We start from the raw sequence: 16,022 nt of genomic DNA, 5'->3' as shown, positions 1-16,022 counted from the left end.
TTCATGACCCTTCCGGCCCGGATCGCGTTCAGGACGATCGCCAGCCTGCTGGCGATCTCGCTGCTGGCGTTCGCCATCATTTCCGCGATGCCGTCCGATCCGGTCGCCATCGCGATCCGGGCCTGGAACCTTCCCCTCGACGGCGATCTGGTCGCCGGGCTGCGCGCGCAATGGGGCCTCGACCGGCCCTTCCTAGAGCGCTATGGCGCATGGGCGCTGCGTTTCGTCGGCGGCGACTGGGGCATCTCCTTCCGCACTGGCGAGCCCGTGTTTCAGGAGTTTGCCCGTCGCCTGCCGCTGACGCTCTCGATCGCCTTTTCGGGCCTTGCGATCGCGCTCGTCGCCGCCGTGCCGCTCGGCTTCCTGGCGGCGCTTTGGCCACGCGGCCTCGTCGACCGCGCGACCCGGGGACTGGCGGTGCTCGCCCAGGCGGTGCCGTCGATCTGGCTCGGACTGATCCTGCTCTTCGTGCTCGGCGTGCAGCTCCGCTGGATCCGTCCGTTCACACGGGACTGGACCGGGCTGATCCTGCCGATCGCGCTGATCGCGCTGCATTCGCTTGCCGTTCTCTCCCGTGTCTACCGGCGCGATCTGATCGAGGTCAGCACGCAGCCCTTCTTCCGCACCGCGCTTGCCAAAGGGCTCGGCCGCGGCGCCGCGCTCTGGCGGCATGGCCATTCCCACGCCCTCTATGCGCTGCTCTCGGCCTTCCGCGCCGAGGCGAGCTGGGCGGTCGGCAGCACGGCGGCACTCGAGGTGCTGTTCGGTCTGCCGGGCATCGGCCAGTTCCTCGTCGAGAGCATCGCGGCGCGCGACTATCCGGTGCTGCAGGCCTATGTGATGGTCGTCGCGCTCTGGCTGCTTCTGCTCAATGCCGCCATCGCGGCGAGCCTCGCCTGGCTGGCGCCGAGGCAGGTCCCGTGAGCCTCCGGCGCTTCCCGGCCATTCTGGTCCTCGTGCTGATGCTGGCGGGCGCGCTCTGGCAGCCGCATGACCCGGACGCCATCCAGCTCGCCTTGCGCCATGCGCCGAGCTCGTGGTCGCACTGGCTCGGCACCGACCAGCTCGGTCGCGATCTCCTTTCCCGGCTGATGGTCGGCGGCTGGCGCACGGCGATCGTGCTCGTCTGCGTCGCCGCCGTCGGCATGGTGGGCGGCTGCGCCTTCGGCATCGCGGCGGCGATGCTGGGCGACTGGCGCGGCGCGGCGATCCTGCGCGCCGCCGAAATGTTCATCGTCGTGCCGACGCTGATCGTGGCGCTGACGGCGGCGGCGATCTTCGGGCTGAGCCCGCTCACCGCCGGCGTGGCGCTCGGGCTTGCCGGCGTCGGTCCCTATACGCTGTTCGCGCATGCGCTGGCGCAGCGGCTGCTCGGCCAGCCCTTCGTGCAGGCGGCGCGGGCGCTCGGCGTCGGCGGCCTGCCGCTGGTGCTGCGCCATGTCGTGCCCAACATGGCGCCGGTGCTGTTCGCCCATATCGGCAGCCAAGGCGGCCTCGCGGTCACGGCCTACGCGTCGCTGGCCTTTCTCGGCCTCGGCGCCGATCCGTCGCGGCCGGATTGGGGGGCGATGCTGTTCGAGTACCGGATGTTCATCTTCGACCATCCCATGCTGATGGTCTGGCCGGGCCTCGCCATCGCCGGCGTTGCGGCGGCGCTCAACGCGTCGTTCGACGCGGATTGACCGGGCTGCCGATCGCCACGAAGGCGAAGACGGCGAGGGTGCCGAGACCGGCGATGACGGCGAGCGCCACCGGATAGCCGAGCCCTTCCGTCATCAGCGCGAAGGTGAAGGGCGCGGCCGAGGAGACGACGAGGCGCACCGAGGTCAGCCGGCCGAGCCGCTTGCCGTAGCCGTCGCTGCCGAAGAGCTCCAGCGGCAGCGTTCCCTGCACGATGCTGGAGAGGCCGGAGCTCAGTCCGAAGATGATGGCGAAGGCGAAGGCGCCGGCGAGGTTTGGCGCGGTCAGGAGCAGGGTCCCGGTCGCGAGCGGCAGGAACAGCGAGGCGATGATCGCCAGCGTCCTCTGCGACAGCTTGCCCCCGAAGGTCATGTTGGTGAAGCGGCTCAAGACCTGCGCCGGCCCGAACACCGACGCCACCAGCACGCTCGCCTTGGCGAGGCCGAGGCCGGTCAGCATCGGCAGCATGTGGACGAGAAAGGTCGAGGTGACGAAGCTCTGGATGGCGAAACCGGCCAGCATCAGCGCGAAGGCGCGCGGCCGGGCTGCTTCCTCGACGACGCCGATGACCGGCGCCCTCGCCGGGACGAGGGGATTTGTATCGGAGCTGCGGCTCATGTCGCGCCGGGTCTGGATCATCAGCCAGGCATGGACGGGAAAGCAGATGAAGAGGTTCAGCGCCGCGAAGAGCCAGTAGACGCGGTGCCAGTCGAGATAGGCGTGCAGCTCGGTGGTGAAGGGCCAGAACAGCGTCGACGAGAAGCCGGCGATCAGCGTCAGCTGGGTGATGGTGCGCTGCGCCCGCGTCGGGTTGATCTGCACCAGCAGCGTGAAGGAGCTGGTGTACTGCACCAGCGTCGAGGCGACCTGGATGGCGATGAGCCCGGCGACGAGCATGCCGCCGTTCAGCGCCATCGCCGAGGCGCCGAGTGCCAGCGCCGCGACGAGCGAGCCGACCGTCATGACGCGCCCGGCGCCGGCGCGGTCGATCCAGGCGCCGACCCAGGGGGCGCTGAGGCCGCCGACGAGGAGTGACGCGGAAAAGGCGGCGAACATCCACTCCGTCGAGATGCCGAACTCGCGCCCCATGGCCGGGGCGAGGACGCTGAAGCTGTAGTAGAGCGTGCCGTAGCCGATGATCTGGGTCAGGCCGAGCGCGAGGACCGCGTTGCGGGGATTCATGCGTGATCGCCTTGGAGCGGATGGCCTGTGGCGGGCCGCTTGACGTCGGCCCGCTTCGCGACTCGTGGGGGTTCGGCGGTTCTATGCGCCTTCCCGATCGTCAAGAACAGCCTGAATCGATCCGGGCGACCCCGGCGTGCTTTTCCCGGCCAGGTTGCGGCCTCGTCGTGGCGGGCAAGACAGGGTTTCCCCAGCGTTTCCGCGCGGTTGCGAGGGGCGGGCAGGGCGGCTTTCTTCACTAAGCCGGCGTGTCATCCGAGCGTTACGGGCGGCGGGCTAAGCGGTGGCCCGTCGCGCCGGACCTGGCGCTCAACCCCTTTGTGAGGCTCTCCATGACCGCCAAGCTCCTCGGCGCCGTCGGCACCTTTGCCGTCGCAGCGCTGCTCGCCGGCCCCGCCGCGGCCGACAAGACCAAGATCGATTTCTGGTTCGGCAATTCGGGCGATATCGCCAAGCGCGTCCAGGAGCAGTGCGAGCGCTTCAACGCCAGCCAGGGCGACTACGAAGTCGTCTGCACCAGCCAGGGCACGTACGACGCCTCGCTGCAGAACACCATCGCCGCCTTCCGCGCCGGCCAGCAGCCGACGATCGCGCAGGTCTCGGACGCCGGCACCCTCGACATCATGCTGTCAGGCGCCTTCTACCCGGCCAACAAGCTCATGACCGACATGGGCTACACGGTCGACTGGAAGGACTATTTCTCCGGCATCTCCAGCTACTACGCGACGTCGAAGGGCGAGATGTTCTCGTTCCCCTTCAACTCCTCGACCGCGCTGCTCTACTGGAACAAGGACGCCTTCGCCAAGATCGGCAAGGACCATGCTCCGGCGACATGGGAAGAAGCGGCGGCCGATTTCAAGGCGCTGAAGGCGGCCGGCTATGCCTGCCCGCTCGGCTTCAACATCTCGCGCGACGAAGTCTGGCAGCTCGAAGAGCAGTTCAACGCCATCCATGGCGAGCCGATCGCCACCAAGCGCAACGGCTTTGACGGCCTCGACGCCGAACTGACCTTCAACAAGGGCAAGTGGGTCCAGTTCGTCAAGGATCTCAAGGGCTGGTACGACAACGGCGAAGCCGTCATCAAGTCCAAGGAAACCGGCCAGACCTTCGTCGAAGCCTTTGCGAACGGCGATTGCCAGGTCATCCTGACCTCGGTCGGCGATCACGGCAACATCGGCCGCACCGCCAAGGAAGGCATGAACTGGGACGTCGCGATGCTCCCGGTCTACGAAGGCACGGCGCGCAAGAGCTCCTTCGTCGGCGGCGCTTCGCTCTGGGTCCTCTCCGGCAAGTCCGAGCCCGAATACAAGGCCGCTGCCGCCTTCTTCAACTTCATCGCCAAGCCGGAAGAAGCGCTGACCTGGTCGACCGTGACCGGCTACATCCCGGTCCGCAACTCGGGCTTCCAGTACCTGAACGAGCAGGGCTTCTACGCCAAGGCTCCGTACAAGGGTCGTGAACTGGCGATCGCCAGCCTGACCGCCTCGCCGGCCGAAGATCCGGCTCCGCACGGCATCCGTCTCGGCGGCCTGCTGCAGATCCGCCAGGAAGTCTCCAACGGTCTGCAGGCGATCTTCATCAAGAACGAGGACGTCCAGGCCTCGCTCGACGCCGCCGCCGATCGCGGCAACCAGATCCTGCGCAAGTTCGAGCAGACCTACGCCGGCAAGACGCTGCCGTAGTCTCCGCGGGTTCGAACTCCCCACCCCGCCCTCCTCGCCCTACGGGGAGGGACAAGGGAGGCCGGGCGGAACGTGGCCCGTTCACGTTCCGCCTATTTCTCGATCCGGCCGGATGCCCCATGCGCCGAGCCGGATCCAGGTTGTCGCCGCCCCGTCGCAGGGCGTCGACAGCCTGAACAACGAGACCATCCGATGGAAAAGCGCGCCACCTTCTCATCCACGACGATCGGCCTTCTGTTCGTGCTGCCGATGCTCGTGCTGATCTTCGTCTTCTTCTACTGGCCGAGCGGCCAGGCCCTCTACTGGGCCTTCACGCTCGAGCAGCCCTGGGGCGGCGGCAACACCTGGGTGGGTCTGCAGAATTTCCGCCAGCTGCTCGCCGATCCCTACTATTGGGGCGCGATTTCCCGCAGCATGGTATTCGGCCTCGGCTCGACCGGCATCGCCATGGGCGTCGCGCTGATCCTGGCGCTTTTCACCGATCGCGAGATGCGCGGCCACAAGGCCTATCGCAGCATCTTCATCTGGCCCTACGCCATCGCCGCGCCGGCGCTCGGCCTTGCGTTCCGCTTCATCCTCGCCCCCGAGGCGGGCTTCATGTCGCTGATCAACCAGGTCTGGCCCGGCCTGTGGAATCCGGCGCTCCACGGCACCGACGCGATGATCGCCGTCATCATCGCCTTCTCGTGGAAGTATATCGGCTACAACTTCATCTTCTTCCTCTCGGCGCTGCAGAGCATTCCCCGCTCGCTGATCGAGGCGGCGGCGATGGACGGCTCCGGCCCGATGCGCCGCGTGTGGGATATTCAGCTGCCGCTTTTGACGCCGACCCTGTTCTTCCTGCTCGTGATCAACATCACCGAGAGCTTCCAGGACTCATTCGGCATCGTCGACATCATGACCCAGGGCGGCCCGGCAAGGGCGACCGAACTCATGGTCTACAAGATCTATTTCGACGGCTTCAAAGGGCTCGACTATTCCGGCGCCGCCGCGCAGTCGATCATCCTGATGGGCCTCGTCGTCCTCCTCACCATCGTGCAGTTCCGCTTCATCGAGCGGCGCGTGCACTACAAATAGGGGGCGGATCCGATGGTCGAACGCACACCCATCTTCAATGCCATTTGCCAGATCGTTCTCCTGATCGGCCTGCTCGCGGTCCTGCTTCCCTTCGTCATCGTCGTCGTCGCGGCGACGCATGACATCCGGACCGTCAACACGGTGCCGATGCCGCTGATGCCGGGCTCGGATCTGTTCGTCAATCTGCACGAGGCCTGGGTTCGCGCCGATCTCGGCCGCAAGCTCTTCAACTCGCTGCTGTTCGCGGGCGCTGTCGCGGCCGGCAAGGTGCTCCTGTCGTCGATGGCCGCCTTCGCCATCGTCTATTTCCGCTTCCCCGGCCGGTCGCTGATCTTCTGGATGATCTTCATCACGCTGATGCTGCCGCTCGAAGTCCGCATCGTGCCGACCTATGCGGTCGCGGCGAACGCGCTGGCGCCGTTCCAGGCAATCCTGAACGTCACCGGCGTGACCTGGCTGGTCCAGACCGTCTCCGGGGTGCAGATCAAGCTCGAATGGGGCCTGCTCAATTCCTATCTCGGCCTGATCCTACCGCTCGTCGCCACCGCGACCGGCACGTTCCTGTACCGCCAGTTCTACCTGACGGTGCCGGACGAACTGGCGGAAGCGGCGAAGATGGACGGCTCCGGCCCGGTCCGCTTCTTCGTCGACATCCTGTTTCCGCTGTCGAAGCCGAACATGATCGCGCTTTTCACCATCATGTTCGTCTGGTCGTGGAACCAGTATCTCTGGCCGCTCCTGATCACCACCGATCCGAATTTCGGCATCGCCGTGACGCAGCTGAAGAACCTCATTCCCTCTGAATTCGGTCTGCCGGACTGGAACGTCGCCATGGCGGGGACGCTCATCATCATGGCGCCGCCCCTCATCGTCGTGATCCTGATGCAGCGCTGGTTCGTGCGCGGCCTGATCTCGACCGAGAAGTGACCTGAAAGGCCAAAACCGATGTCGTCCATTGCCATCCGGGGCGTCCGGAAAGCCTATTCGAAGAACGCCGTCGTGCACGGCGTCGATCTCGAAATCGCCGCCGGCGAATTCATCGTCATCCTCGGCCCGTCCGGCTGCGGCAAGTCCACGCTGCTCCGGATGATCGCCGGGCTGGAGGAGATCTCCGGCGGCGAGATCCGGATCGACGGCAGGGTCGTGAACGATCTGGAGCCGCGCGAGCGCGGCTGCGCCATGGTGTTCCAGAACTACGCGCTCTATCCGCACATGACGGTGGCCGAGAACATCGGCTATGCGTTGAAGGTCGCCGGCGTGCCGAAGGCCGAGCGGATGAAGCGCGTCGCCGCCACTGCCAAGGTCGTCGGCCTCGAGGCCTTCCTCGACCGTCGTCCGGCGGCGCTTTCCGGCGGCCAGCGCCAGCGCGTCGCCATGGGCCGCGCCATCGTGCGCGAGCCCAAGGTGTTCCTGTTCGACGAGCCGCTCTCCAACCTCGACGCCAAGCTGCGCGTCGCCATGCGCGCCGAGATCCGCCGCCTGCATCGCCGGCTCGGCGCGACGTCCGTTTTCGTCACGCATGACCAGACCGAGGCGATGACGCTGGGCGACCGGCTCGTCGTCATGAATGGCGGCCGCATCGAGCAGGTCGGTACGCCGGCCGAGGTCTATAACCGTCCGGCCACCCGCTTCGTCGCCAATTTCGTCGGCTCGCCGTCGATGAACCTGATGGAAGGCACGATCGATCGGCATGGCGTCTTCGTCTATGACGAGCAGCGCCAGATCCCGCTTCCCGGCGCCGTGGAGGCCCGTCTCGTCGGCCACAAGGTCGCGCTCGGCGTCCGCGCCGAAGCAGCCAGGCTGGTCGAGCCCGGCACGCCCGGTTCGATCCCCGCCACGGTCGATTTCATCGAGGAGCTCGGCGCCGGCCGCGTCGTGCATACGGATTTCGACGGGCTCTCCTTCGCTGTCGCGCTGAACGACGCCGCCGTGTTCAAGACCGGCGACGCCGTCGGCGTCCGGATCGAGCCGGCCGACGTGCACCTCTACGCAAACGACACCGGCCTGCGCATCGACTTCGTCGCGACGCAGCCTGCCGCCACCGCCCTCTGACCCGGAGACCCGTCATGACCCAGGACCTGAGCTCGCAAGACCTGATCTCGCAAGACCGGATCACCCATGTCGGCTTCACCACCACGGCCGATGCGGGGGACATGAACCATATCGAGGCCTCGCTCGCCCGCATCGTCGAGCTCGGCGCCGACGTGGCCGAACTGTCGCTCTGCGGCGACGATTTGATCGCCGGCGGCCGCGTCATCGAAAGCCGCGCCAGGCGGCTCGCCGATATCTGCGCCAAGTTCCCGCTGCGCTATACGGTGCACGGCCTGATCGTCTCCAACTTCATGGACGCCGAGAACCTCGAATTCCAGAAGGCGGCCGCGCGCGCCATGGTCGAGTTGAGCCATCGCGTCGGCTCCGACACCCTCGTGCATCACAGCGGCCATGCGCCGATGGCGCCCGCGCGCGTCATCGCCGGCTATGACCGCATGCAGGCGGACGCGCTGAAGGAGCTGGCCGATTTCGCCGGCAAGCACGACGTCCGCATCGCGCTCGAGAACATCTTCGCCGTCGACGACGACATGTATCGCCAGCAGCCGTCCGAGGTCGCCGCGACGGTCCAGGCGATCAACCATCCCTATCTCGTCACGACGATCGATTTCGGCCACGCCTATATCGAGGCGACCCGCACCGGCGGCAATTTCCTCGCCGAGGTCGCGGCGATGAGCCCGGTCGCCGGCCATCTGCATGTGCATGACAATTTCGGCCGGCCCTACACCATGTCGAAGTTCTACCACCAGAGCGAGGCGATCGCGCTCGGGATCGGCGACCTGCACCTGCCGCTCGGCTGGGGCGACCTGCCGTGGGAGACCGTGTTCGACACCCTCGACGTGCTGCCCGGCACGGCGCTGATCATGGAGATCGGCGAACGCTTCGACGCCGAGCGGGCCGAGTCGATCGAAAAGGCGCGCGCGCTCGCCGCCCGCCTCAACGCCCGCCACGCGGCCCGCGCCGCCTGATCGCGGGCTTGCGCGCCTATTCCCAGCCGAACACGCTGCGGCCGGCATAGCTCGCCGACCGTTCGCGCTCGTCGGCGATCATCTCTTCCACGCTCGGGCCGGTGGCGACGCGCTCCAGCCGGCGGGCCTGCTCGTCGAGCCGGCGGAGCGCCTCCATCTCCTCGGTCTCGCCGAGCTTCGCCTTCTGCACGGCCGAGGTCATGACGCGGATGGTGTGGTCGTAGACCCGCAGTGGCACGGGGAAGGGGTGGCGGTCCTTGCCGCCATGCGCGAAGGAGAAGCGGGCGGGATCGCTGAAGCGATAGGGCGCGCCATGCACGACCTCGGCTACCATCGCCAGCGCCTGCACCGTGCGGGCGCCGACGCCGGGCACCAGCAGCAGGTCGGCATAGTCGACCGGTCCCTGTTCTGCGGCGGCGGCCAGCGCGCCATGCAGGCGGCGCGTCACCACGTCGCTCGAACGGACGTCGTGATGCGCCGGCAGGATCAGATGCGGCAGCAGCGGCTGCTCGACCGGCAGCGCCTCCGCCGGCTCGGCCGCCTCCGCCCGCAGCGCGGCGAATTCCAGCGCGATCTTGTCGGGGCCGAGATCGGCCAGCATATCGAGCTGGCCGTCGCGCGAGGCGCCGGCGCGCTTGTCGGTCAGGTTGACGATCTCGCCTTGCCGGGGGCCGTCGATTGCCGCGTGCGGCGCCTCGACGAAGCTGGTGAGCCCTTCCGACAGCCAGTGATAGCGCCGCGCCTGCCGCGTCGCGTCGCTCATGCCCTGCTGCACGACGACCCAATGGCCGTCATCGGCGACGATGAAGCCGTGCAGATAGAGGTCGAAGCCGTCCTGGATGGCGGCGCTGTCGACCTTGGCGACCAGCCGGCTCGCCTTGGCCAGCGCCGCGCCGTCGAAGCCGACGCGATCGCCGATGCCGATCAGCTCCTGCGGCGTCTGCCGCGAATGCCGGCCCTTGCCGCCGCAGACATGGATGCCGAGTTCGCCGGAGAGCGGCGCCAGCCCGCGCTTCAGCGCGCCGAGTACGCTGGTGGTGATGCCGGACGAATGCCAGTCCATCCCCATGACCGCGCCGAAGGACTGGAACCAGAACGGATGGGCGAGGCGGCGCAGCAGCTCGTCGCGGCCATATTCCTGCACGATCGCCTCGCTGATCACGGCGCCGAGCCGGGTCATCCGGTCGGCAAGCCACCGCGGCACATGCCCGCCATGCAAAGGCAGATCCGCGCTCCCGGCTCGCCTGGCCATCCGTGATTTCACTCCTGCTCTGGACTTGGTCGGCCCATGTCTAGCACTGCAACGGCTCCTGATCCCGTTCGCGGTCGAACGCGGGTAGCAGGACGCCGGCACCCCAAATGGTTGTAGTGGTGCCTTCCCGTCAGCTTGCAATATAGTCACGTGTGATCAATAGGAAGGCCGTCCGCCGGAGTCGTCGAGGTCCGCCTACAAGCGAACTGAGCGCCCTTCGGACCGGTTTTCCTCCATCGGCGCTCCGAACCGCCAAGCCACCACCACCACATTGCGCCAGCCTCCGCGCCTTCAGGGCGCGGCACGCTTTGCGCCTGAATCTGCGAAGCCGAGAATGCCAAGTACTGCCTTCCGAACCGACATCAACGGCCTCCGCGCTTGGGCCGTCGTCTCCGTCATCCTGTTCCATTTTGGCATTTCCGGCTTCTCCGGCGGATTCGTCGGCGTCGATGTGTTCTTCGTCCTGTCCGGATTCCTGATGGCCGGAATCGTGCTCGCTGGTGTGGAAAAGGTCGCGAGTGGAAAGCAGTCGCCGGGAAATTTCCTGGCGAACTTCTATCTCGCCCGCGCGCGCAGGATCATCCCTGCGCTTCTGGTGCTCTGCGGCGTCCTCATGATCCTTGGCTGGAGCGCGCTGTCGCCGCAGGAATACCGGCTTCTCGGACGGCACGCGGTCACGGCGCTCGCCTTCGTGTCGAACATCCGGTTCAGCCGCGAATTCGGATATTTCGACATCGATGCGCACCAGAAGATCCTGCTGCACACCTGGTCGCTGGCGGTCGAGTGGCAGTTTTATCTGCTCTTCCCGATCGTCGTCCTCGTGCTGTGGCGGCTGATGCCCAGCCGGCGGAAGCTGACGCTCTCCCTGGCGGGGTTGGCGCTCGGCTCGCTCCTGCTTTCGGTCTTCACTTCGGCGATCTATCCCGAGCGGGCATTTTTCCTGCTGCCGTGGCGGGCCTGGGAACTGCTGGCCGGCGCGTTGGTTTTCCTGATTGCGAGGGCCCAGCTCCACGGCAAGAGCACCCAGATCGGGCTCGAACTCGTCGGCATCGCCCTGATCCTTGGTTCGGTCCTGCTGCTGGATCCGTCCGTCGCCTGGCCGGGCTGGCGAGCCGCGATCCCCGTGGTCGGGACCGCGCTGGTTCTGGTCGCCGGCCGACAGGATTCCTGGTTGACGGGAACCGCCGTCGCCCAATGGCTGGGGCGCTGCTCCTATTCGCTCTATCTATGGCATTGGCCGGTCGTTTTTGGGCTGTTCTATTTCGACCTGCAGAAGGATCCGGTCGCCATCGCCTGCGGCTTTCTCGCGACGGCGGTGCTCGGCTGGCTCTCCTACCGCTTCGTCGAAACACCCGCGCGCGTCGGTCTCTCCCGATTGCCCCTGCGCGCCGGATATGCGGCGATCCTAGTCGCGCTCCTCGCCGTCATCGTGCCGAGCGAAGTGGTGAAGATGAGGGATGGGTTCCCGGCGCGCCTGTCGCCCGAAAACCTCGCCATATTCGCGGAGATGCGCAACAAAAACCCGCGGTTTGAGGAGTGCCATGTGCTGGGGCAGAAAGCCGTCCCCGAGTGCACTTACGGCGGTCCAAAGCTGGGCGTGATCGTCCTCGGCGACAGCCATGCGGGCGCCATCATCCGATCGGTGGAGAAAGTGCTGCCGAGCCCGGAACTCCATGTGCTCGACTGGACGCGGGCCGGCTGCCGGACGATCAGCGGCATGAAGCCGAATACCCCGGACGACGTGAGATGCATTGAGTTCGTGGACTATGCGCTGCGAAAAATCGAGACGCTGCCGGAGGCTCCGCTGGTGATCCTGAACCGGACTGGCATCGACACGGACCCGCATGAAGGCGACATGACGAAAACGGCGCGGAAGCGGGATCAAGCCTTCTACGACGATGTGCGGGAGAAGCTCGTGGCGACGACGTGCGCGTTCGCTCGCACGCGTCCCGTCTATCTCGTCCGCCCCATTCCCGAAATGCCAGTCAACGTTCCTGTGACCCTGGGACGAGCCGCGTTGCTAGGCCTTCCGAAGGAGGTTTCGATCTCGCTGGAAGAATATCACCAGCGGCATGCCTTCGTCTGGGCGGCCCAGGATCTGGCGGCGCAGCGCTGCGGCGTGAAGATCCTCGATCCCTTGCCCTATCTCTGCACGGATGGGCGCTGTCGCGGGGCGTTCGACGGCCTGCCGATCTACTATGACGACGACCACCTTAGCGAGCGCGGCGGCAACCGGCTGATTCCGATGCTGCGGCAGATCTTCGAGGTGCCGCCTGAGGCCTCAGAGCAACAGCAATCGTCGTAGCAGGGTCTCGCCGCGCTTGCGTTGGTTGGCGGAGCGGCTGGATCGGAGCAGCTTCGGCAGCTTTCCCGCGGCGAAGGCCTCGACCACCTTGGCGTGGACATAGCTCTTGCGGGTGACGGCGGGCGTGTTGCCGAGGTGCTCCGAGACCTGCCGCATCACGGCGGCGACCTGGCGGCGGCGCGCCGTTTCGCTGGCCTCGGGCTCGAGGCGGGCGAAGTGTTCGGCCGCGATGGCGTTGGCCGCCAGCATGCGCAGGTCCTTCGCGGTGATCGGCGCGCCCGAGACCTCGCGCAGATAGGCGTTGATGTCAGGCGCGCGGATGGGGCGGACGGTGCCGTCGGCATCGAGATATTGCAGCAGCCGGCGGCCGGGCAGGGCGGTGATGCGCCCGAGCGCCCGCGCCAGTGACGAATGCACCACCGTGCAGCGGAAGCGCGTGCCGCCCTTGCCGCGAAAGCAGAGCAGCACCCGGCTGCGGCCGAGCACCGATTGCCGCTTCAGGAGGGTGGCGGCGCCGCGCGCGCCCGACGTGCTCAGATAGGGCTCGGAGCCGACGCGGATGTGGGTTTCGTCGAGGATCGCCACGGCGCAGGCGAGCGCCTTGCGACGGTCCAGTTCTCGTCGCGCCAGATCGCGTCGCACCGTCGCGCGGAGCTTCGGCAGCACGGCGATCAGCCCGTCGAGCCGCCCGACCTTTCGCGCCTCGCGAACGATCGTCCAGGCCTCGTGATAGCGATGCTGCCAGCGCCCGGCCGCGTCGCGTCCGATCGCCTGCAGATGCGAGGCGGGATTGGCGGCGATGCGTACGGAATCATAGGCGGGCGGAATGGCCAGGTGGGCGATCCGTTCGAGGTCGCTCTTCGAGCGGATCCGCTTTCCCCCCGCATCGAAATAGAGAAAGCCCTTGCCGCGCCGGCGGCGCCGGATGGTGAGGCCCTCGACGCCCTCCATGTCGAGTTCCGCCGCGATCGCGGCCTCGGAATCCGGCTCGTCCTTGGTGTCGGACATCGCGTCCGCGCCCTATCGCACGGCCTTCCGTTGCAGCGGCTTGCCGCTTTGCCCGGGCCGGGGCGTCGCCATATCCGCGGGAGGTTGCAGCCGGGCCCCGCCCGACGGGCTCTTGGCCAAGTTGCCGACGGCCGTGGCCCAGTGGTCGAGCGGGTGCGACCAGATGGGCCGGCCGCTTGCCTCCCAGATCCTCTGGGCTTCGGAATGGATCGCCGCTTCGGAGAATGAAGACATCCGGTATCCTCGTTCGATGGGCACGGGGCTTTCAAAGCGGCAACGAAGGACCCTGGCGAGAAGTTCCGCCGGTCGCCTGCTTTCTCCGAGCGGGGGGAACGAAGCGCCCGAACCTGCCGTTTAGATCCGGCTTGTTGGGACGGGCTGGAGGAACCCATGGAGCGATATTTCGAGAAATTCGCCAATGCGACGGCGCGAGCGACGGGCAGCTCGGCGGCGTTTCTCATCTGTCTCGCCGCCGTCCTGATCTGGGCCGCCACCGGACCGATCTTTCATTTCTCCGAGAACTGGCAACTCGTCATCAATACCGGCACGACGATCGTCACCTTCCTGATGGTCTTCCTGATCCAGAACACCCAGAACCGTGACAGCGTCGCCCTGCAGACCAAGCTCGACGAACTGATCCGTTCGTCGCAGGCGGAAGACGAGTTCATCGGCATCGAAAGGCTGACGGACCGTGAACTGGAAGCCCTGCACGCGAAATGCGAGGCCGCCGCGAAGCGGGCGCATTCGGCGTTGGCGCGGACCCGGGCCGAGAAGGAGGCCCGCCGCGCCGCGTGAAGGTCGGCGCGGGGGGCACCTGGTGGGTCTGGCGCGGAAGCGGACCGCGCCAGCCGTATCGATCACTGCATCAGCTGGACCATGTCGCGGAAGATCTCCAGATCCGCGCGCGCGTCGGCGAGCGAGGTCTTCGGTATGCGCTTCTCGGTGACGTTGGCGTGGAAGTCGCGCCATTCGACGCCGAAGGAATCGTAGCGCGTCGGGAAGCTGGTGTCGGACGAGGTGCCGGCCGGGCCGTGACCCTTCAGGATGGTCAGCTTGGCCGGCAAATGGCGGATATAGGGCGTGTCATAGTCGATGCGCAGGATCTCGGTCGGCGTGACGACTTCCAGATGCGCGTCGAAATGCGGGATCTGGTCGACGGCGGTCTCGAACTGGCAGACGAAATGGCCGTAGTCGAAGGTCGCCGTGATCACCCGGCCGCCATTGTGCTGGGTCGCGTTCAGCACGGCTTTCGGCCGGCCGAGCAGTTCGCGCATCGCCGAGATGTCGTGGCTGGAGAGGCCGAGCAGCAGGTTGTACGCGTTGAACTTCGGGCCTTCGCCGACGCCGACGGCGGCCTTGGCCGCGGCGCTCATGCGGCTGCGGCCTTCTTCCAGGACGGTCTCGGGCACGTCCTTGCCGCGCGCGACATTCGAGGTCGAGTCGATGATCCTGGCGTTCGGGCCGATGACGTCATGCACGCGGGCGAGGAGGATGTCGCCGCGCCGGCTCTCGAGATGCTTGACCGCCTCGGTGAAGGCGGGGGCGTAGCGCCGCATGAAGCCGACCTGGACGGTGACGCCGGCCTTCGCTGCAGCCGCCTCGAGCGCGTCGGCTTCGGCGAGCGAGACGCAGAACGGCTTCTCGATCAGCACATGCTTGCCGGCCTGCATCGCCGCGATGGCGACCTCGGCATGGTAGACATTCGGGTTGGCGACGAGGACGGCGTCGACCTGGTCGGACGTCACCAGGTCACGATAGTCGGCGTGGCGGGCGGCGGCCGGCCACTGGGACCCCACCGTATCGAGAACGGACGGGCTGACGTCGCAAAGCGCCGTGACACGGAAGAGATCGGGCAGATCTCGCAGCGCAGGCAGATGGATGACCTGCGCGACCTCGCCACAGCCGACGATGCCGACGCGGATTTGCTGGGACACGATGCGTTTCCTTGAATTTGTTGGTCTTGGTCGGGGAGGGGATTGGAAGGCTCAGCCTTTGACGCCGCCGGAGACCGCGCCGTAGGTGATCCATTTCTGGATGCCGAGGAACAGGATGAAGGTCGGGATCACGGTGACCGTCGCGGCCGCCATCAGGCTTCCCCAGTCGGTCGAATATTGCTGCATGAACATCGTGATGCCGACCGGCAGCGTCATCGACTCCTGGTCGCGCAGGAAGACGTTGGCGACGAAGAACTCGTTGTAGGAGAACAGGAACGAGAAGATGCCGATCGCCGCGAGACCCGGGCCCGAAAGCGGCAGGACGATGCGGACGAAGGCGCCGAAGCGTGAGCAGCCGTCGACGAGGGCGGCGTCCTCCAGCTCGCGCGGGATGGTGTCGAAGAAGGCGCGCGCCATCCAGGTCGCGAAGGGCAGGTGCACCACCGTGTAGAGGATGATCACCGAGAGCGGGCTGTTGATCAGGCCGAGCGTCCGGAACAGGATGAACAGCGGGATCAGCGCCAGGATGATCGGGAACATCTGGACGACGAAGAGCGCCCGCGAATAGCCGGTGATCATCCTGCCGCGGAAGCGGGAGAGGGCATAGCCGGCAAGCGCCGCGACCGCCGCGCTGGTGATCGTGCTGACGCCCGAGACGGTGAACGAGTTCCAGAGGAAGGTCCAGAAATTCGTCCGCTCGTTCAGGTAGCGATAATTGGCGATCGTGAGGTCATGCGGCAGGATCGTCGTCCGGTTCACCAGTTGCTCGGTCGTCTGGAACGAGTTCATCACCATCAGGATGATCGGCAGGTTGACGATCACGGTGATGAGCACGAGCAGCCAGAACAGGCCCCAGCGCTTGCGGGAGGAAGCGAGGTTGTTCAT

Annotated in this window: 14 protein-coding genes; 9 read left to right on the top strand and 5 right to left on the bottom strand. The window is 66.8% G+C overall.

Features of this window, described 5'->3' with window-relative positions; genetic code table 11:
• The first annotated feature begins 3 nt into the window (after positions 1 to 3).
• Entirely contained in the window at positions 4 to 924 is a 921-nt protein-coding gene (locus AC6HZP_RS14360; protein ID WP_497523406.1) for an ABC transporter permease, read from the top strand.
• The gene (locus AC6HZP_RS14355; RefSeq protein ID WP_497523405.1) at positions 921 to 1,682 is read left to right on the top strand and encodes an ABC transporter permease; all 762 of its coding nucleotides are present in this window, start codon (positions 921 to 923) and stop codon (positions 1,680 to 1,682) included. Before AC6HZP_RS14360 ends, AC6HZP_RS14355 begins: the two co-directional genes overlap by 4 nt.
• Here AC6HZP_RS14355 and arsK read toward each other — a convergent pair.
• Entirely contained in the window at positions 1,657 to 2,862 is a 1,206-nt protein-coding gene (arsK, locus tag AC6HZP_RS14350) for an arsenite efflux MFS transporter ArsK (protein WP_497523404.1), read from the bottom strand. The two genes, AC6HZP_RS14355 and arsK, sit on opposite strands and share 26 nt — an antisense overlap.
• A gap of 332 nt (positions 2,863 to 3,194) precedes the next feature.
• On the opposite strand from arsK, the gene AC6HZP_RS14345 reads away from it, so the two are divergent.
• From AC6HZP_RS14345 to AC6HZP_RS14325, 5 genes are all read left to right on the top strand, one after another.
• A complete protein-coding gene (locus tag AC6HZP_RS14345) occupies positions 3,195 to 4,544 on the top strand; it encodes an extracellular solute-binding protein (RefSeq protein WP_201399819.1) in 1,350 nt (449 codons plus the stop codon).
• Positions 4,545 to 4,736: 192 nt separating this feature from the next.
• Positions 4,737 to 5,621 (top strand): carbohydrate ABC transporter permease, encoded by an 885-nt coding sequence (locus tag AC6HZP_RS14340; protein WP_201399818.1) that lies wholly within the window; start codon positions 4,737 to 4,739, stop codon positions 5,619 to 5,621.
• Positions 5,622 to 5,633: 12 nt separating this feature from the next.
• On the top strand, positions 5,634 to 6,548 hold the full coding sequence (locus AC6HZP_RS14335) for an ABC transporter permease subunit (RefSeq protein ID WP_497523403.1): 915 nt from the start codon (positions 5,634 to 5,636) through the stop codon (positions 6,546 to 6,548).
• Between the two features lie 18 nt (positions 6,549 to 6,566).
• Positions 6,567 to 7,673, top strand: coding sequence for an ABC transporter ATP-binding protein (locus AC6HZP_RS14330; RefSeq protein ID WP_497523402.1), 1,107 nt, complete (start codon positions 6,567 to 6,569; stop codon positions 7,671 to 7,673).
• A gap of 14 nt (positions 7,674 to 7,687) precedes the next feature.
• Entirely contained in the window at positions 7,688 to 8,638 is a 951-nt protein-coding gene (locus tag AC6HZP_RS14325) for a sugar phosphate isomerase/epimerase family protein (RefSeq protein ID WP_497523401.1), read from the top strand.
• A 16-nt stretch (positions 8,639 to 8,654) separates the two neighbouring features.
• Here the strand turns inward: AC6HZP_RS14325 and AC6HZP_RS14320 are convergent, their stop codons facing one another.
• Positions 8,655 to 9,890 (bottom strand): DUF763 domain-containing protein, encoded by a 1,236-nt coding sequence (locus tag AC6HZP_RS14320; protein ID WP_497523400.1) that lies wholly within the window; start codon positions 9,888 to 9,890, stop codon positions 8,655 to 8,657.
• A 271-nt stretch (positions 9,891 to 10,161) separates the two neighbouring features.
• Between AC6HZP_RS14320 and AC6HZP_RS14315 the strand changes: the two genes are divergently transcribed.
• The gene (locus tag AC6HZP_RS14315) at positions 10,162 to 12,195 is read left to right on the top strand and encodes an acyltransferase family protein (protein ID WP_497523399.1); all 2,034 of its coding nucleotides are present in this window, start codon (positions 10,162 to 10,164) and stop codon (positions 12,193 to 12,195) included.
• On the opposite strand, the gene AC6HZP_RS14310 is transcribed toward AC6HZP_RS14315, so the two are convergent.
• Entirely contained in the window at positions 12,172 to 13,203 is a 1,032-nt protein-coding gene (locus AC6HZP_RS14310) for a DNA topoisomerase IB (protein WP_497523398.1), read from the bottom strand. The two genes, AC6HZP_RS14315 and AC6HZP_RS14310, sit on opposite strands and share 24 nt — an antisense overlap.
• 390 nt (positions 13,204 to 13,593) lie before the next feature.
• Here AC6HZP_RS14310 and AC6HZP_RS14305 point away from each other — a divergent pair, with 390 nt between their 5' ends.
• Positions 13,594 to 13,998 carry a low affinity iron permease family protein gene (locus AC6HZP_RS14305; protein WP_497523397.1) on the top strand — a complete coding sequence of 135 codons (405 nt, stop codon included), beginning with the start codon at positions 13,594 to 13,596 and terminating at the stop codon, positions 13,996 to 13,998.
• Positions 13,999 to 14,060: 62 nt separating this feature from the next.
• Here AC6HZP_RS14305 and AC6HZP_RS14300 read toward each other — a convergent pair whose 3' ends face one another.
• Together AC6HZP_RS14300 and AC6HZP_RS14295 are read right to left on the bottom strand one after the other, a co-directional pair.
• Positions 14,061 to 15,137, bottom strand: coding sequence for a Gfo/Idh/MocA family protein (locus tag AC6HZP_RS14300; protein ID WP_497523396.1), 1,077 nt, complete (start codon positions 15,135 to 15,137; stop codon positions 14,061 to 14,063).
• Between the two features lie 51 nt (positions 15,138 to 15,188).
• Positions 15,189 to 16,022, bottom strand: coding sequence for a carbohydrate ABC transporter permease (locus tag AC6HZP_RS14295; RefSeq protein WP_497523395.1), 834 nt, complete (start codon positions 16,020 to 16,022; stop codon positions 15,189 to 15,191).

The sequence above is a fragment of the Kaistia sp. SLG-1 genome, from assembly GCF_059699055.1.
The sequence above is the reverse complement of the archived record's forward strand: the minus strand, read 5'-3'. Positions and strand labels throughout refer to the sequence as shown.

What these genes read in the sequence shown, in the direction of transcription:
- AC6HZP_RS14360 (WP_497523406.1), top strand. Translation starts at nt 4, where the DNA reads ATGACCCTTCCGGCCCGGATCGCGTTCAGGACGATCGCCAGCCTGCTG.
- arsK (WP_497523404.1), bottom strand. Translation starts at nt 2,862, where the DNA reads ATGAATCCCCGCAACGCGGTCCTCGCGCTCGGCCTGACCCAGATCATC.
- AC6HZP_RS14345 (WP_201399819.1), top strand. Translation starts at nt 3,195, where the DNA reads ATGACCGCCAAGCTCCTCGGCGCCGTCGGCACCTTTGCCGTCGCAGCG.
- AC6HZP_RS14340 (WP_201399818.1), top strand. Translation starts at nt 4,737, where the DNA reads ATGGAAAAGCGCGCCACCTTCTCATCCACGACGATCGGCCTTCTGTTC.
- AC6HZP_RS14335 (WP_497523403.1), top strand. Translation starts at nt 5,634, where the DNA reads ATGGTCGAACGCACACCCATCTTCAATGCCATTTGCCAGATCGTTCTC.
- AC6HZP_RS14330 (WP_497523402.1), top strand. Translation starts at nt 6,567, where the DNA reads ATGTCGTCCATTGCCATCCGGGGCGTCCGGAAAGCCTATTCGAAGAAC.
- AC6HZP_RS14325 (WP_497523401.1), top strand. Translation starts at nt 7,688, where the DNA reads ATGACCCAGGACCTGAGCTCGCAAGACCTGATCTCGCAAGACCGGATC.
- AC6HZP_RS14320 (WP_497523400.1), bottom strand. Translation starts at nt 9,890, where the DNA reads ATGGCCAGGCGAGCCGGGAGCGCGGATCTGCCTTTGCATGGCGGGCAT.
- AC6HZP_RS14310 (WP_497523398.1), bottom strand. Translation starts at nt 13,203, where the DNA reads ATGTCCGACACCAAGGACGAGCCGGATTCCGAGGCCGCGATCGCGGCG.
- AC6HZP_RS14305 (WP_497523397.1), top strand. Translation starts at nt 13,594, where the DNA reads ATGGAGCGATATTTCGAGAAATTCGCCAATGCGACGGCGCGAGCGACG.
- AC6HZP_RS14295 (WP_497523395.1), bottom strand. Translation starts at nt 16,022, where the DNA reads ATGAACAACCTCGCTTCCTCCCGCAAGCGCTGGGGCCTGTTCTGGCTG.